This window comes from Williamsia sp. DF01-3 (assembly GCF_023051145.1).
Lineage (GTDB): Bacteria > Actinomycetota > Actinomycetes > Mycobacteriales > Mycobacteriaceae > Williamsia.
The window spans coordinates 311,965-335,682 of sequence record NZ_JALKFS010000005.1 but is presented as its reverse complement, the minus strand read 5'-3'; the positions used below and the strand labels follow the sequence as shown (position 1 = coordinate 335,682).

The 23,718-nt window shown below is 63.6% G+C and carries 23 protein-coding genes and 1 pseudogene; 10 read left to right on the top strand and 14 right to left on the bottom strand.

Going from position 1 to position 23,718, the window contains the following annotated elements:
- Window positions 1-49: 49 nt before the first annotated feature.
- The 4 genes and pseudogenes from MVA47_RS03450 to MVA47_RS03435 all read right to left on the bottom strand — a co-directional run.
- Complete coding sequence (locus tag MVA47_RS03450) at window positions 50-1,516, bottom strand: amidase (protein WP_247206687.1); 1,467 nt, start codon at window positions 1,514-1,516, stop codon at window positions 50-52.
- A gap of 84 nt (window positions 1,517-1,600) precedes the next feature.
- A complete protein-coding gene (locus MVA47_RS03445) occupies window positions 1,601-3,058 on the bottom strand; it encodes an amidase (protein WP_247206686.1) in 1,458 nt (485 codons plus the stop codon).
- 49 nt (window positions 3,059-3,107) lie between these two features.
- Complete coding sequence (locus MVA47_RS27175) at window positions 3,108-3,626, bottom strand: class I adenylate-forming enzyme family protein (RefSeq protein ID WP_374474344.1); 519 nt, start codon at window positions 3,624-3,626, stop codon at window positions 3,108-3,110.
- Window positions 3,603-4,612, bottom strand: a pseudogene (locus MVA47_RS03435) (AMP-binding protein); the annotation flags it as partial. The gene MVA47_RS27175 and the pseudogene MVA47_RS03435, both read right to left, overlap by 24 nt.
- A 337-nt stretch (window positions 4,613-4,949) precedes the next feature.
- Between MVA47_RS03435 and MVA47_RS03430 the strand changes: the two are divergent.
- Complete coding sequence (locus tag MVA47_RS03430; protein ID WP_281504636.1) at window positions 4,950-6,143, top strand: thiolase family protein; 1,194 nt, start codon at window positions 4,950-4,952, stop codon at window positions 6,141-6,143.
- Between the two features lie 249 nt (window positions 6,144-6,392).
- Window positions 6,393-7,394: a porin PorA family protein gene (locus MVA47_RS03425; RefSeq protein ID WP_247206684.1), complete on the top strand. Its 1,002-nt coding sequence runs from the start codon at window positions 6,393-6,395 to the stop codon at window positions 7,392-7,394.
- 357 nt (window positions 7,395-7,751) lie between these two features.
- Here MVA47_RS03425 and MVA47_RS03420 read toward each other — a convergent pair whose 3' ends face one another.
- A complete protein-coding gene (locus tag MVA47_RS03420) occupies window positions 7,752-8,681 on the bottom strand; it encodes an NADP-dependent oxidoreductase (protein ID WP_247206683.1) in 930 nt (309 codons plus the stop codon).
- 89 nt (window positions 8,682-8,770) lie between these two features.
- On the opposite strand from MVA47_RS03420, the gene MVA47_RS03415 reads away from it, so the two are divergent.
- Window positions 8,771-9,409, top strand: a complete 639-nt coding sequence (locus tag MVA47_RS03415; protein WP_308280469.1) for a MarR family transcriptional regulator — start codon at window positions 8,771-8,773, stop codon at window positions 9,407-9,409.
- 9 nt (window positions 9,410-9,418) lie between these two features.
- The gene (locus MVA47_RS03410) at window positions 9,419-9,928 is read left to right on the top strand and encodes a DUF3995 domain-containing protein (RefSeq protein WP_247206682.1); all 510 of its coding nucleotides are present in this window, start codon (window positions 9,419-9,421) and stop codon (window positions 9,926-9,928) included.
- 457 nt (window positions 9,929-10,385) lie between these two features.
- On the opposite strand, the gene MVA47_RS03405 is transcribed toward MVA47_RS03410, so the two are convergent.
- From MVA47_RS03405 to MVA47_RS03395, 3 genes are all read right to left on the bottom strand, one after another.
- Entirely contained in the window at window positions 10,386-11,309 is a 924-nt protein-coding gene (locus tag MVA47_RS03405) for a VWA domain-containing protein (RefSeq protein WP_247206681.1), read from the bottom strand.
- 66 nt (window positions 11,310-11,375) lie between these two features.
- The gene (locus MVA47_RS03400; RefSeq protein ID WP_247206680.1) at window positions 11,376-12,329 is read right to left on the bottom strand and encodes a MoxR family ATPase; all 954 of its coding nucleotides are present in this window, start codon (window positions 12,327-12,329) and stop codon (window positions 11,376-11,378) included.
- A gap of 3 nt (window positions 12,330-12,332) precedes the next feature.
- Window positions 12,333-13,160, bottom strand: a complete 828-nt coding sequence (locus MVA47_RS03395; protein ID WP_247206679.1) for a mycofactocin-coupled SDR family oxidoreductase — start codon at window positions 13,158-13,160, stop codon at window positions 12,333-12,335.
- 125 nt (window positions 13,161-13,285) lie between these two features.
- Here MVA47_RS03395 and MVA47_RS03390 point away from each other — a divergent pair, with 125 nt between their 5' ends.
- The 4 genes from MVA47_RS03390 to MVA47_RS03375 all read left to right on the top strand — a co-directional run bounded on the left by MVA47_RS03390 (window position 13,286) and on the right by MVA47_RS03375 (window position 15,818).
- Entirely contained in the window at window positions 13,286-13,960 is a 675-nt protein-coding gene (locus MVA47_RS03390) for a TetR family transcriptional regulator (protein WP_247206678.1), read from the top strand.
- Between the two features lie 129 nt (window positions 13,961-14,089).
- Complete coding sequence (gene nthB, locus MVA47_RS03385; protein WP_247206677.1) at window positions 14,090-14,701, top strand: nitrile hydratase subunit beta; 612 nt, start codon at window positions 14,090-14,092, stop codon at window positions 14,699-14,701.
- A 92-nt stretch (window positions 14,702-14,793) separates the two neighbouring features.
- Entirely contained in the window at window positions 14,794-15,393 is a 600-nt protein-coding gene (gene nthA, locus MVA47_RS03380) for a nitrile hydratase subunit alpha (RefSeq protein WP_247206676.1), read from the top strand.
- Window positions 15,390-15,818 (top strand): nitrile hydratase accessory protein, encoded by a 429-nt coding sequence (locus MVA47_RS03375; RefSeq protein ID WP_247206675.1) that lies wholly within the window; start codon window positions 15,390-15,392, stop codon window positions 15,816-15,818. Before nthA ends, MVA47_RS03375 begins: the two co-directional genes overlap by 4 nt.
- 47 nt (window positions 15,819-15,865) lie before the next feature.
- Here MVA47_RS03375 and MVA47_RS03370 read toward each other — a convergent pair whose 3' ends face one another.
- The 4 genes from MVA47_RS03370 to MVA47_RS03355 all read right to left on the bottom strand — a co-directional run bounded on the left by MVA47_RS03370 (window position 15,866) and on the right by MVA47_RS03355 (window position 19,425).
- Window positions 15,866-16,216, bottom strand: coding sequence for a hypothetical protein (locus tag MVA47_RS03370; protein WP_247206674.1), 351 nt, complete (start codon window positions 16,214-16,216; stop codon window positions 15,866-15,868).
- Window positions 16,217-16,847: 631 nt separating this feature from the next.
- Complete coding sequence (locus MVA47_RS03365; protein ID WP_247206673.1) at window positions 16,848-17,708, bottom strand: hypothetical protein; 861 nt, start codon at window positions 17,706-17,708, stop codon at window positions 16,848-16,850.
- Between the two features lie 33 nt (window positions 17,709-17,741).
- Window positions 17,742-18,611 (bottom strand): LLM class flavin-dependent oxidoreductase, encoded by an 870-nt coding sequence (locus MVA47_RS03360; protein WP_247206672.1) that lies wholly within the window; start codon window positions 18,609-18,611, stop codon window positions 17,742-17,744.
- A 271-nt stretch (window positions 18,612-18,882) separates the two neighbouring features.
- Entirely contained in the window at window positions 18,883-19,425 is a 543-nt protein-coding gene (locus MVA47_RS03355) for a hypothetical protein (RefSeq protein WP_247206671.1), read from the bottom strand.
- Window positions 19,426-19,629: 204 nt separating this feature from the next.
- Here MVA47_RS03355 and MVA47_RS03350 point away from each other — a divergent pair, with 204 nt between their 5' ends.
- Window positions 19,630-19,911 carry a hypothetical protein gene (locus MVA47_RS03350; RefSeq protein WP_247206670.1) on the top strand — a complete coding sequence of 94 codons (282 nt, stop codon included), beginning with the start codon at window positions 19,630-19,632 and terminating at the stop codon, window positions 19,909-19,911.
- Between the two features lie 11 nt (window positions 19,912-19,922).
- Here MVA47_RS03350 and MVA47_RS03345 read toward each other — a convergent pair whose 3' ends face one another.
- Both MVA47_RS03345 and MVA47_RS03340 read right to left on the bottom strand, forming a co-directional pair.
- Window positions 19,923-20,960 carry an alpha/beta hydrolase family protein gene (locus MVA47_RS03345; RefSeq protein WP_247206669.1) on the bottom strand — a complete coding sequence of 346 codons (1,038 nt, stop codon included), beginning with the start codon at window positions 20,958-20,960 and terminating at the stop codon, window positions 19,923-19,925.
- A 54-nt stretch (window positions 20,961-21,014) separates the two neighbouring features.
- Complete coding sequence (locus MVA47_RS03340) at window positions 21,015-21,935, bottom strand: alpha/beta fold hydrolase (RefSeq protein ID WP_247206668.1); 921 nt, start codon at window positions 21,933-21,935, stop codon at window positions 21,015-21,017.
- Window positions 21,936-22,265: 330 nt separating this feature from the next.
- On the opposite strand from MVA47_RS03340, the gene MVA47_RS03335 reads away from it, so the two are divergent.
- Window positions 22,266-23,684 (top strand): FAD-binding oxidoreductase, encoded by a 1,419-nt coding sequence (locus MVA47_RS03335; protein WP_247206667.1) that lies wholly within the window; start codon window positions 22,266-22,268, stop codon window positions 23,682-23,684.
- Window positions 23,685-23,718 lie beyond the last annotated feature (34 nt).

The window sequence follows — 23,718 nt, the reverse complement described above, 5'->3', positions numbered from 1 at the left end:
CCAGTATTCCCTGATGCGCAGACCATCTCAGTGGTGGGTCGAGTGATGGTCAGATGGGCGTGGGCGCCAGACCCGAAGGATGGACGTTTTTCCATGGAGCTGCATACTCGAGTTGGGATGCCAGCTGCAGCAAGACGTCCTCGCGGCCGCGGGCCGCGACGAACATGACACCTAGAGGAAGTCCCTGGGGTGTGACGTGCAGAGGCAAGGTGAGGGCGGGTTGCCCGGTCGCATTGAAGATGTGGGTGAATGGAACGTACGAGAAGTATTGGTGGGCTAAGTCTTCGAGTGTATCTGCCGGACCCATCGCGAGCTCGCCGATCAGCGGAGCGCACCGTGAGACTGTTGGCATCACCAGTACGTCGTACCCCTGTTCCCACCATTGGGCGATTCCCCGTGAAACAGAGTTGCGCCAGTCGGGGTAGGCGAGATAGGCCGTTGCTGGAGTCTGCTTGCCGCGCTCGATCAGTGCCCACGTCCACTGCTCGAAGTCATCGGCAGTGAGTTCACGGCCGAGTTGGTGTTGCATGGTCGCAGCGCCCGCGGCTTCTTGGCAGGCAACGATATTCAAGAAGGCGTCGGTGAGACCGTCGTTCTCCAGTACCGCTGGGTGGGAGTCCTGGACACGGTGACCTAACGACGTGAGCAGGGTAAGCGCGTTTGTGAGGGCGGTCAGCGCGTCGTTGCTGAAGTCGGCTACGTCTGGTGGGGTGCGGTCGAGATACCCGATGCGCAGGTTCCCGGGGTCGATGCCGATCTCGTCGGAGTAGGGGCGGCTCGGCGCGGGTGCGGGAAAGGGATCACCGGGCATGCTCCCGGTGATGATGTCCAGTCCGAGCGCTGCGTCTCGCACTGACCGCGCCAGGACGCCCTCCTCGGACTGTGCACTGAGGTAGTCGCCATGCAAGGGACCCAGCGATGAACGCCCTCTGGTGGCTTTGAGGCCTACAAGTCCGCAGAATGCTGCTGGGATTCGGATGGAGCCGCCGGCGTCGTTGCCGTGCGCCAGTGGCACCATTCCCGAAGCGACCGCTACTGCCGATCCGGTGCTTGATCCTCCTGCCGCCCGGTTGGTATCCCACGGGTTGCGGGTGATACCCCAGGCGGCCGTTTCAGCCGATAGGGTGGCTCCCCACTCTGGAACCGTGGTTTGGCCGACTCGGATTAGGCCGGCGTCATCGAACTTCTGGGCGACGTAGCTGGTCGTTGTCGCTCTGTACTCGATGTCTTTCAACACTTTCCAGCCCATGGAGTGTGGCTCGCCGGCCACGGTTTGGATGAGGTCCTTGAGAAGGAACGGAACGCCGTGCAGCGGACCGTTGGGTAGATCGGCAGGACGTGCCGCTTCCGCACGCGCGGCCTCGAATCGTTGGTGGATGACCGCGTTGAGGGTGGGGTTCATCCGTTCGATTCGGGCGATGGCCGCGTCCACGAGCTCGAGAGGGGTGCATTCACCGTCGCTGATGGCCGCGGCCTGATCGGTGGCGTCCATCCATTGAGTGGCGTTCAGGTCCATCGTGTATGTCCTTTGGGATTGAAAGGTGACGCTTGTGATTCCACATGCGTCGTTGTCGTGGACTATTCGTTAAATTACGAGGACCTAACTAGCAGCGTGCAGTGGTTGTACGTTCCAGGGGTAGGCCGATTCGATTTGGGAGGCCAGGCGCAGTAGTAGGTCTTCGCGGCCATATCCGGCGACAAGCTGCACGCCGAGTGGCAAGCCCTCGGGGGTGATGTGGAGTGGAAGGGAGATCGCTGGTTGGCCGGTTGCGTTCCAGATGTGGGTGAAGGGAACGAAATCGAACGTGCGCCGGACTGCGTCGTCAACTCGTTCGCCGGGCCGGATTTGCCACTCGCCGAGACGAGGGGCGACGGAGCTCACGGTCGGCAGGATCAGGACGTCATAACCCTGTGCCCACCACGCGCCCGATCTCCGCGACACGTCGTTACGCCAGTCGGCGTACTGAATGTAGTGCGTAGCGGTATGGGTCCGACCCTGTTCGATCAGGGCCCAGGTGAATGGCGCGAAGTCATCGGGTCTTAGTGGTCGTCCGAGTTGGTGTTCGATGGGTTCGACCGCGGCTGCGAAGTGGCTCGCAAAGGTTCGGGCGTAGGGAACGAAGATGTTCTCGTCGTTGAGCATGTCTGGATAGGAGTCTTCGACGACGTGTCCCAGAGCGGTGAGGTGTGTGATTCCTGTTTCGAGGGCGGCAATGGCGTCGGAACTGAAGGGAGCCATATCGGCAGGTGCGGCGCGAACGACTCCGACTCGCAGTGTGCCCGGATCCCGGCCGACTTCGTCGGAGAACGGCCGGGCTGGGGGCGGGGCGTTGAAGGGGTCGCCGGGCATATTGCCTGAGACGATGTCTATCCCGAGGGCGGCGTCTCGGACCGAACGTGCGAGGACCCCTTCTTCCTGTGAGAGTCCTAGGCCCTCGCCCTGGAGGGGACCGAGTGAGGTTCGGCCGCGGGAGGGTTTGAGTCCGACGAGACCGCAGAAGGCAGCCGGTATCCGAATTGACCCGCCCGCATCGTTGCCGTGCGCGATGGGGACCATTCCGGATGCGACAGCTGCTGCTGCTCCGCCGCTGGAGGCCCCCACCACCCGCGTCGGGTCCCACGGATTGCGGGTCTGTCCCCATGCTGGGGTTTCGACCGACACGGCTGAGGCGCCCAGTTCCGGCACTGCGGAATGACCAAGGCGAATCAGCCCTGAGTTGATCAGCTTCTGCGCGACGTAGGAGGTCACGGGGGCGCGATAGTCGATCTCCTTGAGGACGCTCCACCCGATGGTGTGTGGTTCGCCTTCCACCATTTGGCCGAGGTCCTTGAGGAGGAACGGCACACCCGTCAACGGCCCGCGGGGTAGCGACCCGGGGTCGGCGGCTTCCTGTCGTGCTTGGTCGAAACGTTCGTAGACCGCAGCGTTGAGTGTGGGGTTGAGTTGTTGGATTCGAGTGATGGCGGCGTCGACCAAGTCAAGAGGGGTGAGGTCGCCGCGTCGGACGAGCGCGGCCTGTTCGGTGGCATCAAGCCTGGCAATGTCGTTGGTATCCATGTGCGGTCCTTGATTGGTGGTTGTAGTCGGAAGAGGGGTTCGCGGCGCGTTAGACCTTGCGCTCGAGATGGTTCCAATACTTCTCGCGCAGTTCGCGGCGCAGTACTTTGCCGACGGGGGATCGGGGCAGGTCGTCCTGGATGTGTACAGCCTTGGGGGCTTTGACTGAGCCAAGAGCCTTCTTGCAGGCGGCAATGACCTCGTCCGGATCGATGTCGTGACCGTCTTTCACTTCGACGAAAGCGGTGACAGCTTCTCCCCATTTGTCATCGGGTATTCCGATCACCGCGCAGTCGTTGATTGACGGCAGAGTGTGCAGGACGGCCTCGACTTCGGAGGGATACACGTTGAATCCTCCGGTGATGATGAGGTCCTTCTTGCGGTCGAGAATGTAGATGAACCCGTCTTTGTCTCGGTACCCGATGTCGCCGGTCCCGTGCCAGTCGCCGGCGCGGCGGGTCTCGGCGGACGCGTTGGGGTTGTTCCAGTACCCGCTGAACACGAGATCGGACCTGATCACGATCTCACCCTGTTCGTTGACGCCGAGTAGATGCCCGTCTTCGCCCATGATCTCAACGCGCGCAACGACACTCGGCCTGCCACAGGATGCGAGCCGATGGCGGAGACTGGCGTCTTTGGTGGCGTCGGCAATCTCTTCTGCGGTGAGGATGGTACAGACGAATGGCGCCTCGGCCTGTCCGAATACTTGGGTCATCACAGGGCCAAAGATGTTGACAGCTTCAGCGAGGCGCTCTGGAGCGACGGGGGCAGCCGCAAGCAGGAAATGACGCAAAGACGAAAAGTTCGTGTGTAGTACGTCCGGGTGTGCGAGCAGTGCGTAGAGCGCGGTGGGGGGAGGAATATGCGAGTGGCGCGATTGCGTTCGATGGAGCCGAATATCTCGGGCGCGTTGACGCCGCGGTGGATGATCACCTGACCTCCTTCGGCCAGCACCGGAAAGGCTGCCATGCCTGCTGCGTGTGTCATCGGCGTCGCACACACGTACCGCGGCGGTTCGGGCTCGGCTAAGTGTGTGTTGTGTGCCAAGCACATCAAGACCAGTTGGCGGTGACTGGCGGGGACGGCCTTCGGAGTTCCTGTGGTTCCGCCGGTCGGTGCGAGAACAGCGATGTCTTCGGGGTTGCGCCCGTGTGGTGGCCGATACTCGTCGGCCGAGGCGATCCATGTGTCGAGAGCCAGGTCGTCTCGTTGCCCTGAGCCAATCGAAATGACCGACGTGATGGTCGGAACGTGTTGCAGCAGTTCGTCGATGTGCTCGGAGAGATCGGCGTGGTAGATCAGACGGTTGCACCCGACCAGGTTCAAGAACGCTGCGATCTCGATGGGGCGGCTCGCCGCGTTGACGGCTGTCCATATGCCGCCGGCTCGTATGACGCCAATGACACACGCGAAGGCGTCCGCGTCGTTCGGGCTGTATATCGCTACTCGCTCCCCGGGGGCGAGTCCATCAGTGTGCAGGGCGGCTGCGATCTGCTCCGTGAGCCGGCTGAACGAGGCATGGGTGTAGATCTCAGATCCGTCGGATCTCACCATGCACGGCGCGTTCGGGCGGATCCGCACTCCGCGGTCGATGTAGTCGATCAAGTTCATGGATTCTCCTGGTCTGACATGTGGTGTGACACCACGGCCGTCGGTCATGGACGCTTCACTGGTCGACGAATGTAACCACCATCACAGACCGTGGCTTCAGATTAACCGATATTCACGTATTGGCAAGAGCACCTGGTCACGCCATCGTGGCCTTGACGTACGTTCCATTCAACTTTACGGTGATTCACATATCTCCTCAGCTGACGCTTCGCTGTGGATGCCAATCGAAGTCAGTGAGCAAGCCCAGCCGGATCGGTAGGGGGCGAAGAGAGGACAGAGGTTGAACTCATCAGTTGCTGGAAACGACGTCGTCATTGTGGATGCCGTGCGCACGCCAGTGGGCCGCAGGCGCGGGAAGTTGGCTCATATTCATCCCGCAGACCTCCTGGCTCACACTCTGAGCTACCTCACCGAACGGTCGGGGGTTGATCCGTCACGGCTATCTGACGTCATCACCGGCTGCGGCGCGCAAAACGGAGAGCAGGCCCACAACATCGGTCGCTGGGCCGCGTTGGGCGCGGGACTACCAGAAAAACTTCCCGCTACCACCATTGATCGGCAGTGTGGGTCTGGGCAACAAGCCGTACATTTCGCGGCACAGGCCGTGCGTAGCGGTGAATATGGCTTTGCTATCGGTTGCGGCGTCGAATCGATGAGCCGGGTTGACCTGGGCCCCCTGTTCGATCCGTCCCGCGGCCCGGGAACATGGTTCGGAATCAGAGCCCTGGACCGATACGACGGAGCCGTTCCGGCCCAGGGCCCCTCTGCGGAGTTGGTTGCCGCCAAGTGGGGGCTGACTCGAGCGGACCTCGACGCGTACAGCATTGAAAGTCACCGGCGCGCAGCAGCAGCCACCGACGCACACGCCTTTGACTCCCAGCTCGTACCACTGGCGATGGAAGGCAACGAGAGCCGCTCCGAGCCGCAGATATCGGCCACCGACGAAGGCATCAGAAGGAACATCGACCCGGACAAGGTCGCCAGTTTGGCACCAGTATTCGATCCGCACGGTGTGATCACGGCCGCGAACTCCTCGCAAATCAGCGACGGAGCGGCCGCCGTGCTAGTCGCTGATCATGCAGTCGCTGCCGATGCAGGACTGCGACCCAAAGCGGTCATACGAGCGATGGCAGTAATTGCAGATGATCCAGTTCTACAGCTGACCGCAGTCGTCCCGGCAACGCTTATGGCACTCGCGCAAGCTGGACTCACCCTCGACGACATCGACCGGTTCGAAGTCAACGAAGCTTTCGCCTGCGTACCGCTGATGTACATGCGCGAGCTGGGATTGGACGCTGAACGCGTCAACGTCAACGGTGGCTCCATCGCTATCGGCCACCCGATCGGCTCGACCGGCGCACGCATGCTCACCGACCTCGTCCATGAACTACACCGCAGCGAACTGCGTTACGGGCTTCTGACCATCTGTGAGGGCGGTGGAATGGCAAACGCCACCATCATCGAACGCATCTAGACAGACGCGCCGGTCCTCACCGCCTCCTTTGCGAGACAACGCATTCTGTGCACGACCGGTCAGGTGCATCCCCACCCGGGCGGCAGCGTTTGGCCGCGGCAGCCGTACCGAGTCTGATCGCAAACTGCAGCGCTCACGCACCCAGCGAGCGCCGCCCACATCTCACACCGGCTCGACCCGCACGATCGACTTCGTAGCAAGAGAAGGTCGGAGCTCGCTTCATCGTTTGATGCTTCCCAAGGAGAACCCATGCATTTTCGAAGGTCCTCGGCCGTCTTCGTCGTTCTCGGCGGCCTACTCATCGCTGCAGCCGCCGTCATACGCTTGGTCCTTGTGCCGTACGCGACCCAACTACCCGGCGATCTCGACAGCACTGCTCACTACGAGGGCACCGCGGACTTCTTGGACCCAGCAGCACTGCAGAACGGCGACATTGACAATCTCATCACCCGCGGTGTTCCCATCACCCTTGACCGTCGAATCTACGTAACCGACACCGATGGTGACAAAGCTACTGTCAACGACGACTCGACACTCAACACCCCCGCCGGGCCGGTACAGAGCAACCTGAGCTACGAGATGGACCGCACCACACTCAACAGCACTCTCCTGCCGAGAGATCCGACGACGAACGAGCAAAGTGGGTTGACTGTGTCACTGCCCCTGCATCCTCCCAAGTCGTCAGAGCTCAACTTCCTTGACGCCACTACGCGGACGAGCGTTCCGCTGGTCTACGTCGACGACGGCACCGTCGCGAACCGCGAGATCTACAACTACCGAGTTGACGCCGAGGGGTCGGTGAGAGACCCAGCCGTGGCCTCTTCGCTCCCGCCGGCGTTGCCGAAGGCGTTGATCACTGCTTTGTTGCCTACCTTGCCTCAAGACATCCAGAACGAAATCAGCAGCGCGCTTGCCGTTTTCGCTGACCCCGTCCCACTGACATACACCGCCGACACGGACCTCGCATTCTCTGCAGATGCAGTCACGGGGGCGCCGATTGCCGCAACGACGTCGCAGAAGGTGATCGCGAACGTGACGATTGCCGACCATGAGATACCTCTGCTGACCGTCACGTCTGTCAACGCCTCAATGACACCGGAGTCCACCAAGGACGCAGCAGAAAAAGCGCAAGCGGCAAGCCAGCAGCTCACACTCATTGGCACCGCGGCCCCCATAGTCCTTGCTGCACTTGGTCTTGTGCTCATTGCGATCGGCTGGGTTCGCCGCCAGCCGAAGACGGCTACTGGGTAGACGCGCTCAGGGATTAAACGAAGTCTCCTCGGGATCGGTACCGGCTGCTGAGCCATCTAAGCTACTGGGTGCAACTCGCGGACCGGTAGCATGAGCACACTACCGCAATGGTGGCCTGGGCGACACCATGAAGTACACACAGCGCCAACAGATTACGGTCGACACGCACGATACCCGACCACTCACGGTGAGAAGATCTTGGCTATGCAAATAGTGATGGCTCGGGTTCGAAAGCTGGCTCCGAACGCATTTCGACCAAGCGACTTGGCCCCGTGCGACTGCGCCGGCAGGAGCTCGCCGGGCCTCAGTCAGTACCACATCAACCATTCAGCGCGCTGCCACATGCGAACCGAGCATTCAGGGCAGCACGATGATCTTCCCTGCGATCCGTCCGCCGGCTGCTTCCTTGTGGAGGGCGGGCAGTTCGGTGAGGGGTATCCGCCGCGTGACCTCGATGGTGAGTGCGCCGGCGTCGACCAGGGACACGATCTCGGTGAGGCGTGTGCGGTTCGGTTGAACGAACACGGTGGCTGCCCGCACATTTCGTGCTTTGTCGTCGGGCGTCGCCATGAACGCGGTGGTGCTGACAACGGCGCCGCCGTCTCGAACGGCAGTGACGAGGGTGGCGAACTGCTCGGGTTCGATGGGGGCGAGGTTGAGCAATACGTCTACATGCCCGTCGAGGGCATCGAGTACGGCGGTGTTGGTGTGATCGATGATGTGGTCGGCGCCCGCGGCGCGGACTGCGTCGATACTGCGTGGGCTGGCGGTTGCGATGACGTGCACGCCAGCGCGTTTGGCCAGTTGGATGGCGTACTTGCCGACCACGCCTCCGGCGCCGACGATCAGCACGCTCTGTCCGCTGGTCAGCTGTCCGTCGTCGAACAGCGCCTGCCATGCAGTCAGGGCGACAGACGGTAGGGCCGCGGCGTCGTCCAACGGGACTGTGGTGGGGGCATGCACCAGTGCCTGGGCTGGGGCGGTGACGTACTCGGCTGCGCCACCGTCGTGTTCCATCGGCAGGAACCCGATGACATTGTCGCCGACTGCGAGGTCGTCCACGTCCTCGCCCAGCGCATCCACGGTTCCCGAAATGTCATATCCGGGGATGTGCGGCAACACAATTGGGATGGGCAAGAATCCAGCCCGCATGCCGTTGTCGGCGGCGTTGTACGCCGACGCTGCCACACGCACGCGGACCTGTCCGGCGGCCGGCGTCGGCTGCTCGACATCTCCGTAGTGGAGGACTTCGGGGCCCCCGACCTCGTGGAACTGTACTGCCTTCATGGTGACTCCTTCAGCTAGATGCTTCGAATCGGAAGCACTTGGCCAACATAGCAGTGCTTTGAAGTCGAAGCAACAGGTAAACTGTCGACGTGACCGAACGCAGAGAACAACAAGGTCTGAGCGCCGTCGAACTCGGCGCGTACCTCGCGCTGATCGAGACAAGCAGCCTGGTGCGGCATGCGGTTGAGCAGCAGTTGCAGGAGGCGGGCAACCTCAGCTACGTGCAGTTTCAGCTGCTCGCATCGCTTGGCGACGCACCTACGGGCAGTCGCCGGATGACGGAACTGGCCGACGGCGTGGTCTACAGCAGGAGCGGACTCACCTATCAAGTGGGTCTTCTCGAACGCGCGGGGCTGGTGACCCGCAGCCCTTCTGAGGAAGATGAACGCGGAATCACCGTCACCGTGACCGAGGCCGGCCGTCGAGTACTCGCGGCCGTGTTCCCAGGGCACATCGGGATCGTCCGGCAACTACTCTTCGACGCTCTTGATCAGGACGACATCGACGACCTCGCCCGCGTACTCACCAAAGTCCGTGACCACATGCGAACCATTCCCCCTCGCTCGGCCAAACCCCGCCGGGCGAGCAAGCGTCGGGGGAGTGAAGCGCGAACTACGAGGGGTCTCTTCGCAACCCGGATTCGCCGGGTAAAACGCTCTGATTGCGAGGACTTTCTCGGGGGCAGGATGAGGGTAAACCTGGATGTGCTTGCAGCTCACCGTTCGTAGGCTGTTTTCATGCGAACACACACGTCGACGGCACAGACCGCCGTCGCCTCGGTAGCCTTCGGCATCGCTGCGGCAGCCGGTCTACTGCACGCGGTGGCGAGTTTGTGCTGGGCCGTCGGCGGCCGTTGGCAACTCGAGTCAGTGGGAGAGTGGGCCGTCGAGCTCGCGCGCGAGAGCCCGGTCAAAATCGGTCTGGCCCTGGGTCTCATCGCGCTGGTAAAAGCGGTCGCAGCTGTCGTGCCGATGGTCAACGAGCGACGAAAGAGCCGGTTCTATCGATTGATTCGATGGTGTGGGTGGTCAGGCGGTGTCGTTTTGGTCGTGTGGGGTGGGGTCTCGTCGTTGTCGGCGTGCGCGGTGCTCGCCGGCCTCGTCTCGCCCAGCAATGGTTACAACCGGACCACCATGATCGGGCACGCCTTCATATGGGATCCGCTGTTTGTGGTGTGGGGTGCCGCGCTACTGGCGGGTCTGTGGCTCACCAGGCCCGCACGTCTCTTGGTGCGCCGAGGCCCCTGAGCGCGATCAACCGCGGAAGTCAGCACCTCCTTTTGTCAGCGATAATCATTCGCGATCAGCGCGGCGTTCAGCGACGATGAAACTGTGGAACCCGATGAAGTACCTGAGGATTGGCGCCCAGCGGCCGCGGACAGCCCAATCGACCTTGTTGTGGGTGGAGAACTGTTCCAGGTAGCGATCGCCCCAGACGGCGGTAGCCGATACACCTGGGTGAGCGGCCCCAATCCTGGCTACGGGTTCCAGTCCGGCGCCCCGAGCGTTGCATGGAGGACTGGCGATCGGCTTCCACCGGCGCCACTCCCGATCCCGCTACCGACCGTTCGCTATCACCGCACATGTATCAGTGAGTTTCTAGCGGAGATAGATCCTGAGACCGGCTACATGTCCGAGGCACCTTCTGGTAGTCCGTGACGAAATGGGTTGGGCGCCCGAAGTCGTTGTAACACTACCAAACTAGTCACCCGAAGATCGAGGTCAGCGCGGGCGCCACGTCGTGGTGGTCGCGGATCACTCGGCAGCGGCCGCGGCCGACGATTGCAAGATCCCGGCCGAGGTCCAGGTCGTGCTCACCTGAGGTGTCCAGCAATACATCGAGTCGCGGCAACCGTGCTGCGACACCGCGGGGATCCGGTCCGGCGTTGTGTACGCAATCACTGAGCAGCAGCACCCTCGCATCGGCGGGTGGAACGCCGGCCAGTTCGCGCACCGCGACCTCGAGTGCGAACGCGACGTTGGTCAGTCCTTGCGTCGGCAGGGTCAGCAGTTGGTCGAGCACGGTCTCGGGACCCACTCGTTCCCCCAGCCGAACCAGAAGCGCGGCATCTGACCAAAAGGCCACCACTGCAACGTCATCGCGAGCCAGTTCACCAATCATTGCGCCGACGGTGGCTGATGCGGTCCGCACTTGCTCGCCCTTGGTCGAGCCGGAGATGTCGACGACAAGGACGATGGACCGTCGGTTGCGGACCCGCTCTCGGACGAGAATGTCGTCGTCGGTCGGCAACGGGTTACCGGCAATCGCTTCCAGGGTTGCGTCGAGATCGAGTTCGTCGGTCCCACCGCGCCACCGCATGGTCGTGAGGGTGCCTGCGCTGGCCCGCCGCGCACGACGCTGCCGCATCGGTTGCGCGAGTGCGAGTCTGCGCGCGATCTGCCTCGCGCGCCGGCGACCGGCCTCATCGATGACCATGGCCCCGCCCGATGCCGAGAGCTCACCTTCGTCGTTCGTTTCTCCCGGTGCCGACGACCCCGGCAATTGCATCGGCTTCCCCGAGGGACCTCGGTTGGGGATCAGCGTGAATCCGCCACGACCACCGGCCGCAGGCTTGAGCAGTTCTGGTTCGTCGTCGAGCTGCTTCGGCTTGCGTCGCAACGGCTTCATGCGGGCGCGATCGTGTCCGGCACCCTTTCTCGGTCTCGACACAGGGCTGTCGGCCGGAACTGCTCTTCAACCGGGTTCGGCAGCGGCGGGGAGGAGGACGAAGTGGTCCTGCCAGATCTGGTGCAATACTGCTTCGGGTGTCTCGAATGCCGTGTCGTCGAGATGTATTCGACCGGACAGTGCCACCATCATGGCGTCGAGCACCACGGCCGTGTAGTCCTCGGGTAATCCGCGCGGCGGCTCCAGCGAATCGGCGGCAGGCAACTCCACGCCTCGCATCAGGGCGAGCTGCGCCACCATCAGCGCGACGTCGATGGCACCCCGGACGCTACTTCCCTGACGGATGTCGTCGCGCTCTCGCGTCGCCCTGGTCACCGCGACGGCATCGGCCACGACGCGGGCCGACTCGACTCCGGTTCGGAGGCGGACGATCTCACGTTCGGCCGCCGCATCCTGGTAGGTGATGACGAGTCGGCACATCCGGTCGTGCACGGACGTCGACAACCTCGTGGTGCCGATGTTGTCGTACGGATTCATCGACGCCACGATGCGGAACGTCGGAAGCGCGGTGACACTACCCACCCGTGGCACAGTGATCACCCGCTCGGCCATCGCAGTCAGGAGCGTGTTCAACGTATCCTCGGGTGCTCGGTTGAACTCCTCGATGTAGAGAAAGCCACCGGTGCGCATCGCCTCGATCAATGGCCCCTCGACGAAGTTGTCCGCCGTGTAATCCTCCCGGAGTACTCGGGCCGGATTGTGGTGGCCCACAAGACGGCTCGGTGTCAGATCCGCGTTACCCTCCACGAACACCAGCGGGATGTCCCATTCGGAGGTGATGGCGCCGAGCAGCGTCGACTTGGACGTACCCGGCGGACCCTCGAGCATCAGGTCACGGCCGGCGGCGACCGCGGCGAGCAGGAGGTCGGTCTCCCGCTCGCGGCCGACCACCTTGTGCGCGATACGCGACCGCACGTCCGCCAGTGACGCCGCTTCGACCACCGAGACGTTGTTCTGCACGCCCTAGAGTCTTCCACCGGCGTCGACAACATGGGTGGTCCCGGTTACGTATCGACCGGAATCAGACACCAGATAGAGGACCGCTTCAGAGATGTCCACGGGTTCCACCATCGTCACGGGAAGCCGGTTCATCTGGGCAGCGGCTTCATCGAAGTCGGCCCGGGTCGGCTTCTCCAGGTCAGGCCGGAACAGCTTGTAGGTCGGCTCGTTGAGAATCATCGGTGTCGCGACCGTTGTCGGATGAATGCTGTTGACTCGAATGCTCTGCGGTCCCAGTTCTTTCGCCAGCACGCTCATGAGACCGACCAGTCCAGACTTGGCCGCCGAGTAGTGGGCAATGTTCTCGTTGACGCTGATAGACGCCAGGGAACTGGTGATGACGATGGAACCACCACGGCCGCCGGCAACGATGTGTGGGCCTGCCGCACGGATCGTCTTCCACACGCCGGTGAGGTTGATGTCGATCATGGTCTGCCACATCTCTTCATCCATCTCGAGCGCGGGCGCCATACTGTTGATCCCCGCGTTCGCGATCACGATGTCGAGGCGACCAAGGGCTGCCACCCCGTCGTCGGCGGCCTTCTTCAGGGCCGCGAGGTCGCGGACATCGACCTCCGACGCGACGATCCTGCGATCGAGCGCCTCGACGTCCTTGACAGTCTGTTCCAGATCCGCCGCGGTGGCGGTGTCGTAGGGGACAGTGGCGACTTGTTTGGCGGTGTCCACCGCGATGATGTCCGCGCCCTCTTGCGCAAGGCGGATTGCGTGGCTGCGCCCTTGACCTCGTGCGGCGCCGGTGATGAAGGCGACCTTGCCTTCGAGTTTGCCCATGTCAACCACTTCCGTTCTGTTGTGACCCAGCTCTCACATCGAGGTTATGTCACCTAGTGCCAGAACGCCAGCATGGACTTCCCGCGGACGTGCACAGCGACGGACGGAGGTGAGACGATGGTCAGATGGCAGACGGGGAGGTCCGCGCCGCGGTGACCGACACAGTTGATCGAGGCGGCCGTCCTGCCGCGACCAGCGCGCACGAGCTGGCAGCTGCGGCCCAGAAGTTGTTCATAGAGCACGGCTTCGAGCAGACCAGCGTCGAGGACATCGCGAAGGCGGTCGGGGTCAGTCGCCGCACGTTCTTTCGCTACTTTGCGACGAAGGCCGACGTGCTGTGGGTCGAGTCTGACACCGAGTTCGCCCGCCTCACGGCGTTTCTGGCCGCCGATGACGGTACCGCCGCTCCGCGCGACGTCATCGAGGCCGCGATAGTCTCTGCCCTCGCCTTTCGCCCGGAGGACGAGGAATGGGCACGTCACCGTGCCCAGTTGGTCCTGACCGTGCCCGCAGTGCAGTCCTACGCATCGGTGCTGTACCGGCAGTGGCGCGAAGCAGTCGCTGATTTCATCCGCCGTCGCGGTCTCTGGCGCAGCGACGAATTGTTCGCAATCGCCTTCGCCCATTCCACCACGGCCGCCATCATGACCGGCCATGAATACTGGGTGTCGCATCCGGAAACGACGCTGCCGCAATGTCTTCGATCGTCCATTCAGCTTCTCGTTCCCAGCGGGCCGCCGGCTCCTGAGAATGTTGCGCGCGGCGACACTGCGGCGGTACTGCCGGTGGGCGTCGGTTGACATCTCAGAGAGCGCGCTGGGGAGGATATGTGACGTAGGTCACTTTGAGGGTGGGTTGCCTCAGGGTTGCGACTCCGAGAGTTCTTGGACATCTGCAGCAACAGATCACGCCGGAGTTGGGAGCACCATGTGAACGGCGTATTCGATCTCGGAGGGACCGATGGTCTCGGTCCGGTCGATCCTCCGGACAGTGAACCGGTCTTCAGGGCCGAGTGGGAGAAGGCCGTGTTCGCCATGTACCCGGCCTGCGTTGGCGCCGGGTACTTCGGTATCGACCAGTTCCGGCACGGCGTCGAGAGGATGGACCCGGCGACTTACCTCAGCTCGCCTTATTACCAGCACTGGCTCCACTCCATCGAGGCCCACGTCATCGCGGCGGGCGCTGTCGAGGCGGATGAACTCGCCCGCCGCACCCGCCACTATCTCGACAACCCCGAGGCCCCACTCCCTTCACACAGCCAACGCCAAGAGCTGCTCGACTTCGTTGATGTCGCGGTATCGGCGGGCGCTTCGGCTGCTCGAAGAACCAGCAAGCAGCCGCGGTTCACTGTCGGCGACAAGGTCCGCACGGCGCACGTCAGCCAGTTCGGACACACCCGGTTGGCCCGGTACATCCGAGGCAAACAGGCTGTAGTTGTCGCTCACCGCGGGTCGTTCATCTACCCCGATTCCGCAGGGAACGGGCTCGGCGACGCACCGGAGCACGTCTACACCATCAAGTTCACCAGCGAAGAGTTGTGAGGCAAAGGCTTTGGCGATCCGAACGCGTCGGTGTGTTTCGACGTGTGGGACCCCTACGTCGAACTGGTCGATGAACAGAACGGAGCACGCGCATGAGTGAAGGGGCCTCAAATCATGAAGAAACGGCCGCCCGCGTCAAGGCGCTGGAGTCGATGCTCATCGAAAAGGGGGTGGTGACGAGCTCGATGGTCGACCGCATCGTCGACATCTATGAGAATCAGGTCGGACCGCAGCTGGGAGCGAAAGTGGTCGCGAAGGCATGGGTTGACAACGACTTTCGGCAGCGTCTCCTCGACAACGCCGCCGAAGCCTGCCGAGAACTGGGCATCGGTGGCCTGCAGGGCGAAGACATGGTGGTCCTCGAGGACACCGAAGAGGTGCACCACGCCATCGTGTGCACATTGTGCTCGTGCTACCCGTGGCCCGTTCTCGGGTTGCCTCCCAATTGGTACAAAGACCCGCAGTATCGGGCCCGAATCGTGCGTGAGCCGCGCAAGGTCCTGGCCGACGACTTCGGATTCGCCATCGCCGACTCCGTCGAGATCCGGATCTGGGACTCGAGTTCGGAGATGCGTTATTGGGTGCTGCCGCAGCGACCCACCGGTACCGACGGCTGGAGTGAAGAACAACTCGCTGCACTGGTCACACGGGATTCGATGATCGGCGTCGGCCCGGTCAAGGCCGCATCATGAACGACGTGCCCGCCAACGCACCAGATGCGGACCGCCGAGCGGTGGATGATCTGGTCCGCAACCTACCCGGCGGGCGTCCCGGAGAAATGTCATTCGATCACCCCTGGGAGATCAGAGCTTTCGCGCTGGCAGTGGCGGCGCACACCGCAGGCGAGTTCGATTGGCAACTGTTCCAGGGCGCGCTCATCGACGCCATCAAGGACTGGGAGTCAACCCGCTCCGTCACCTCCGACGAGTCGTGGTCCTACTACGAACACTGGGTCAGCGCACTGGAGGCAGTCATGGCCACTGGTGGAGCCATCGACCGTGCCGCTCTGACGAATCGAACGGCCGAGGTGTTAGCCGCACCGCCGAACCGCAACCACCACAAAGCCATACTCGAACCAGTGGCGATTGACGCTGCGATCAGTGCAGCGACAAGCTGACTGCGCGCGCTTGACTGACTGGCCTCTTATTTACCCGAGGGTCCACATCACGAACCCAGAACCTCCCTCACCCTGTTCAACTGTTCCACGAACCGCTGACGGTAGAGCGCGGTGAATCGATGCAGGGGTTGATTGAGGATCGCACGGGCTGTCAGATCTGAAACCTCCAGCAGCTCAGCCACTTCAGCCGTCGCAACCGACGGATCTGCACTGTGCTGCACGATGTCGATGAGCTCGGGAGCATGGTCCAAGGCCCTGAGGTAGCCTGCGAAACGATCCCGGTCGGCCTGCAGCTGCCCGTGCGATTGCTCGGCGAAATCGGGTTCCACCACGGGCTCCGAGGGAAGGAATCGGCGAGGATCCACGGCGACGTTGAACTCGATGTTAGTGATCTCCATGAGGTGCGCGTCGCCGTCCGAGTGCTCGTAGACGCGTAGGCATGCTCCGGTGTGCTCATCAAGGGTGGCGTGCAATGGATTGATCTTCCCGCGCGGTGGATCAAGAAGGAACTGCCAAGCAGGCCGGCCTGCGACCGTGGTCGCGACGGGATCGGGAGCGGGGAGTGGTAGTTGCGCGGGTCGGCGAAGAGCCAATCGCCCGGGTCGCCCAGCAAACGGTACGGATGTACGTGCCGCCACTTGGCCGCAGCCGACATTGCCGAGCCGCCTGAAACAGGTTCGAGGCGGCCTCGACCGCCCCGTATCCAACACCGGTCTCCTTGCTGGATGTGTACCTCTCCGTGGTCATCGCTGACGTGCCAGCGGTCGCCGGGCATGATCGTGAAACTGGCGGTGGCCGCGGTCACCTCACCGCCGATGGTGGTCACTGAGCGCAATTCGCCTACGGCGCTGGTGAACCCGACGTCGGCGTACTTGGTCCGCAACTCATCCCACAGGCCTACCCGACGCCCACCAGGCTCGCCAGAGGCCACAACCGTGGTGTCCATGAATACATAGTGCCGAAAACCGCCGTGCTCACGTGGCGAGTTCGCCGATGGCGGGCACAACTCGACCGGACTGTGTGCCCCCATCAGGCAGGCGGGGGCGTCCGCCGCAACTCGATGAGCCCGGCACGGGCCATCCTCGCGACGTCAGATCGGAACTGCGACAACTGCATTGCCGCCACCGCCTCGGCACCACGTTCGGAGACACCGAGCACTTCGATGATGGCGGCTCGTGCGGCGGCGCCGTTGTCGGCGCCGGCGATGGCTTCGAGGACGTCTCGCGGCCGATCCAGAGCTGCCACCGTCGCCGCCATCACCTCGAGGGTCTGCTCATGTCGTTCGCGTGGGTCCGTGGGCCGGCCGCCCGGGCGCCCGCGGGGCTCGGCGTCCACGACGGGTCCGGTCCAGACGAAGAGATCAGCAGGTAGGTCGTCGTGCTCGCTGACGTTGTACACCTCGAACAGGTCGCCGCGTTCGGGATTGCCGACTCCCACGATGATTCCGGTGATGTCGTCGAAGGTGATCTCCACCGAATCGTCAGACCGGGACAGCAGAGTGGTTCTCCACGCAGCCCGGCCTGCTCTGTCGATGGGCGCCGAAGGTGCGGCTACGCGCATGTTCTTGCTCATCCGCCGCAGCAGTGAGTTCTCACCCAACAGGTCGAGAGGGCTGGCCCGCGAACCCAGATTGACGATGCCGAAGTCACCGCCGAGACGCCGCATCTCGCCGTCGATGCGGACCAGGGGCTTTTCGCCCGCGGCCTGGATGTAGACGGCATCGCCTTCACGCTCGATCCGCCACCGATCATGAGGTCCGTGCCAGAAGTCGAATACGAGCCCGGGCGTCTCGCTGCTTCCTCTGGCGGTTGTTCGCATCGACCCGGACACGTATACGGTCTCGGCGGCCGCATTGCGACCGGCCAACTCCACCCACGACGGTGTGCTCATGCCTGCGACGGTAGTCAGTACATCCGCGGTAGGTCAGACCGGTGGCGCGAACCCGCGTTCTGCGAGCGCATCCAGCACACGCTCAGAGCCACGGAACGGGTCACCGTCTCGCGGCCAGTGGATGATCACGTCGGTGAAGCCGAGTTCCCCGGCCCGGCCGACCATGTCATCGAACGTCGCCAGACTCGTCAGCGAGAACTGCGGCGATGCGTCGAGATTCAGGTAGCGATCGAAGCCATCAGGGGAACGACCTTCATCGGCCAGCGCCTCATCGAGGTGGTCGCACCCACGCTTGACCCCGTCGAACCACTCATCGAGCGTCTCGGCCTTCTGCCCGGTTGTCATCCAGGCATCACCGTGGCGGACGGCGAAGCGGATCGAACGGGGCCCGTTGCCGGCCAGGATGAACGGGACCCGGTGCCGGACCGAGCCGCCGACCAGACGCATGTCGCGAGCCTGGTAATACTCGCCGTCGGCCGAGACATGGTCGTCGGTGAGCAATCGGTCGAGTAAGAGGGTGAACTCCTGGAAACGGTCGACCTTCTGGCGCGGTGTCATCGCCGGGGCGCCCTGCAGTCCGTCGTCTGGTGTGCCTCCGGCGCCCAGCCCCAGCAACACGCGGTCGCCGGCGATGTCGAGCAAGGTCTCGACCTCGCGCGAAAAAGACACGGGATGGCGGAAATTGGGCGACACCACAAACGAGCCGATCTTGATCGTGGAGGTCACCATGGAGAGAGCAGTCATCGTCGGAACGCTGGAGAACCAACGAGCGTCGGGCAGCCCGCCCCACACCAGATGGTCGAACACCCAGGCGTGGTCGAACCCGATCTCCTCGGCTCGTTCCCATTCCGGCCGCGCGTCGTGCCACGACTGATCGGGCAGGATGGAGATTCCGTATCGCATGGGCTCACTGTAGCCGCGGGGGGCGACACCATCGCGAAACGCGATGCATCAAAGGCATATTGAGAGTTATCCACAAATCGTGGGGTTATCCACAGAGGAGTGTGGAGAAATTCGCCTTCGAAAGTGGCTGGGAGAGCGAAGAATCAAGCCCGCCGCCAGTTTGTGTTCATTCAGGTGAATCAAGTTGCTAAGCAGGTGTTCTCACAACCGACACCAAACGCACGAGAGCCCCGCCGCACGTAGCGGCGAGACTCTCGGCTTGCAAAGAGGTTTAGCGGTTGTGCCTGGGGACGTGGCTTCCGTTGTCGCCGGGGCCGTTCCCTGCCTGGCGGGGGTCCAGATTGTGGCCCGGACCGTTTCCGGTGTGGCGAGGATCGAGGCCGTTGCCGGGACCGTTGCCGGGGCCGGTTCCGGCCTGGCGCGGATCCATACGATTGCCGTTGTCCTGGCGGTTGTCGTCGCGTCCGTTCCGGCCGACATCCGGGTCGAGCTTGTCGGCGCGCTGGAACTCGGCGTCGAGTTCTTGGCGCTTGCTGGCGGCCGTGCCCTGATGGGTGCTCGCTTCTGCGGCCAAGCGCTTGGCCTCAGCGGCCTTGGCGTCGGCTTCCGCCTGAGCCCGTCGGGCGTTGGCTGCATGCTCTTCGGCGATGGCCTCACGCTTACGGACGCCGGCGACGCGTTCGGACGCCTGCTCCCGGATCTGTCCGGCTTGCACCCGACGGCTTTCCTTGCGCTTACGTGCCAAGAACAGTGCGAGCGCGATGAGGGCCAGCACCACCACTACTGCAATGACGATCCAGACGACGGTATCCACGTTGACTCCTGACGAGACGATTTCCTCCCGGACTACCCAGGGATTTGTGGTCTCAAACACAAGACTCCGCCGGTCAAGCGACTGCAAGCGGCCAATTTGTGATCTCGATACCGGAATGAGATCTGTGCAAGGTCGCTGGTCCGCAGCGGACGAGCCAGAGACACAGCGAACAGGGATGTCGGCGACGATGTCTAGAGTGCGGCTATGAGCGACGACGACGGCTACCCGGACGGCTGCCCCACCCTGTCCCGCGACGGCCAGGTGGTCGGCTTCTGTCCGTCGCCGAATGGCACCCACCTATTGGTGTGGTGGCGTGCGGACAGCGAGATCATCGGCGGCTACGAAACCTACGAGGCAGGCGTCACCGCGGCACTACGCGCAATCGCCGCAGATGGTCTCGATCCGGACCCCGACGACGTGCGCATCGAGGCCGCCAAACTGGAGGCCGACTTTGTGGGAACCGACTGGATGGGTCTCGGTTTTTGAGGTCGGGTGCCTCAGCGAATCGACTCATAGAGCACCGGCCACGAGTCGTGCACGTCGTCGCGCCAGTAGTCCCAGGAATGCGTTCCCTTGTCCTTGAAGTTGTAGGTGGCCGGGATTCCGAGCGCGTCGAGCCGGCCCCGCAAGTTGTGAGTGCACTGATTCGTCGCGGCTTCGATCACCCCGCCGGCAGTCAATTGCGCCACCAGCTGGCTGGTTTTGCCGTCGACGTTGGGGGCCTCGAGGTTGTCGTGCTCACCCGGCAGTCCTGAGCCGGTGGAGATGTACAGCGCGGTCCCACGCAGCCCCGCGGCGTGGACATACGGATCGTTCGCCTGCCAGGCGGGGTCGTCCGGCTCACCCCACATGTTGACGGGGTTGCCACCGAAGTTCGACACCGTGATGTAGACGTACGCACGCCCGAGAGGATCGCTGGTCTGTGCGCAGCCGCTGAACGAGGCCACGCCTTCATAGAGGTCGGGTTTCTGGATGGACAGCGCGAGCACCGAGGTGGCGGACATCGAGACACCCACGATCGCGTTCTTGCCTGTGGTGTTCAGGGCCGAGTCGACGATGGGTGGGAGTTCGTCGGTGAGGAAGGTGGTCCACTTGTTGCGCCCGAGTTCGGGATCGTCGCGCTGCCAATCGGTGTAGTAGCTCGAGTCTCCACCGAGCGTGGCGACGACGTTGACGTCTTTCGTCTTGTAGAACGACGCTGCATCGCCCCAGCTGAGCAGGCCGTTCTCCTCGCCGGCCCCACCGACCCCGTCGAGCACATACACGGTCGGTCGCGGCTCGTCTCCGGGCGCGATCAGCAACTTGAGCCCGATATTCTTGTCCATCGCGGCGGAGTACACCTCGGCGGTGGCCTCGCGTCCTTCTCCGCGTACAAGACTCACGAGATAGGAGCCGTCGGGCGCCGCGATCGCGCGGTCGAGGATGGGGTCGGCGGAGGACGTGGCGGCAGGCGCCAACGCCACCGCTAATCCCGCGACTGCCGCAGCGACGAGCAGACGGGAATTCCGGCGGAGCTGTGTGACGGGGTTTCTCATGGTGTCCCTAGTGACGTCGCGAGCATGAACATGTGATGGGTCGAAGGAGAGAGATCAGGGGCAGGGTGCAGGGTTCGTGTCGGCATGGTCTGGGTCGAGAGCGGTGTGGATCAGCCACAAGGAGCGCGGGTGGGTGGTCAGACCCATGTGGTCGACGGCCAAGCCGGGGCAACCGTCCTGAACCCACACGTTGCGCACCGTGGCGTCGGGGCCGGCGGTCAGGAACGCCGACTCCGGCGGGGTGACCACCCTGTCGCCGCGGGTTGCCACCGCCACGTAATCCACCCCGGGTACGGTGTCGCCCCCGGCGTTCAGCTGCGTGAGGAAAGACGACCCGGCCATTTGCTGGGCGTACGCGGGACCGACGGTCGCGGCGAGCACCTCGTCGGCGGGCAGTCCGGCGGCGACGGCCTGCCTGCGTATCTCCGAGTTGGAACCAAGGGGCAGGTCCGTGTTCGATTCGAAGGTCGATCCGTGGTTGGTGCCGCCGACGCTCACCACAGTGTGAATGGTGTTGCGCTCCACGAACTTGAGGTAGTGGCGTGCAGTGAGTGCGCCCATCGAATGGGCGACCACGTCGACCTTGTCGGCCGCCGTCGCCGATCGCACCTTGCTGATGAACGCGGCAAGCACGTCCGCTGACTCCCCGATGTCGCTTCCGCCGGCGAGGTCAAGGAGGTTCTCATCGCTACCGGGCTGATGACGTCCGTAGTCGAGCGCAAACACGCAGAAGCCGGAGTCGGAGAGCCGCTTCGACAACGTCCGCCAGGTCGCGGCCATACCGGACCCGTTGCCGTGGACCAAGACCACGGGTCGTTGATGTTCGGGTGCCGGCGTGCACGAGGTGAACTGGTTGACGCCGGGGAGGGTCGACTCCTCGGTAGGCGCGGCGTACGCCGGGACAGGCACCAAAAAGGCCAACACGAGTACCGAAACAGATGCGGCCAGTACGGCACCCAGACGTAGGTGACCCATTCGATACCCCTTGGCTTCCACCCGACCATCACGTCCGCATCCGCGTGATATACGAGAGGCTTACCACACCCTGCGGCCCGTGGTGCGGTGAAGACGTTGGTTCGCGGGTGGTTACAGGAGAAAGTGATCGTCACGGGCACGCTACCCGGCAGATGGATAGTTTTACTCACGATCTTTGTGACGGGTTGGCAAGGCGCCGAACGGCATTCGGTGCGGCGCAGCAGGGTCGTGATCGAGAGCCGTCACGCGTTCCGCTGTGAGTACCCGTGTGGTCTGAGAGACTCGATCGCGTCGGTAGGCCTGTGCGGCACCGCGTATGAAAAACCAGGAATGGGGGCCACCGTGGCGGCTCAGGGCGCCGATGCGATCCGCGAGCTGAATGCGGCGTTGCCAGGCCGGGTGCACGAACCTGGAACGGACGCTTACCGCGGCGCGCTGGGACGGATCTTCTTTCCGGATGCAGCCCGGCGTCACCCGCTGTGCGTGGTGCAGCCGACCTCCGTGAGCGAGGTGGCCGCGGCCGTCACCATCGCCGAACGGTCGGGCAATACGGTCACCGTGCGAGGCGGCGGACTGAGTTCGAACTGCGTCGCCGATCAGTCGATCATGATCGATCTGTCGGCCCATATGAACGGTGCGCAAACTCACGGCGACACGGTCATCGTCGGTGGGGGAGCGAGCGTGGGCACCATGCTCGATGCTCTCGCCCCTGGACGCATCGTCCCGGTCGGGATCTCACAGCACGCCGGGTTCGGGTTGGTCACACGCGGTGGGGTCGGCTATTACACCCGCAGCCTCGGGCTGACCCTCGACCATCTCGTCGCCGTGGAGCTGGTCCTGCCCTCCGGCGAGGTGGTGCAGCTGTCCGAGACCAGTACCGGCCGGAACGCAGACCTCTGGTGGGCGGTTCGGGGGTGCGCGCCACCGTTCGGCGTCGTCACCTCGGCCACCCTGAACTCGCATCACGCGGGCCCGATGTGGGTGCACCGAACTGTGGTGGGTCTGGACGCTCTCGCCGCGTATTTCCGCGTCGCACCAGAGGTGCCGAGGCACACGATGATGGGTGCAGTGCTCGGCTACACCGACCTGACGCCGGGAGAACCGGTGATGCTGCTGTTCACCACGTGCGCCAGTCAAGACACCGCCGACATCGACGAGTCACGAAGGGCAGCAACGGCTGTCATGGATGCGTCGAAACAGGTGCACTACCGTTCGGAGATGTCGGGCCGCTACCTCTCGGGCCTGCCCGAATACACCCCGCCTGGTGCGGGCGGTGCCGAACCGTCGCCGCTCTCGCTGCCCGAACCCGCCGACGCCAGGGGATCGTTCTTCGGCAAGGCCGTGTTCACCGGCCCCACACTCGATGCGTCGGTCGCGGACGCGCTCGCAACACAGATTGCCGCCGCACCTACACCGGCCTGCCGTATCGACTTCCAGCAGACCGGGGGCGCTCTCGCCGATGTCGGTGACACCGACACAGCCTTCTGGGGGCGGTCAGCAGAATGGAACATCCCGCTCAACGCGATCTGGTCGGATCCGTCTGACGAACAAGCATGTCTGTCCTGGGCGAACGAAACGCTGGCCGCCCTGTCCGGGCACATCACCGGTGTCTACAGCGTGGAAGTCCGTCCCGGATTCGCCGAGACAGAAGCCGAGATCGATGCCGCGTTCGGTGGGAACCTCGAGCGCCTGCGCGGGCTGCGAGACCAGATCGACCCCGCCGGAGTCTTCGGTACCTACCCGCTGTGATGGCCGTCGACCCCGCGGTGATGGCCGTCGATGA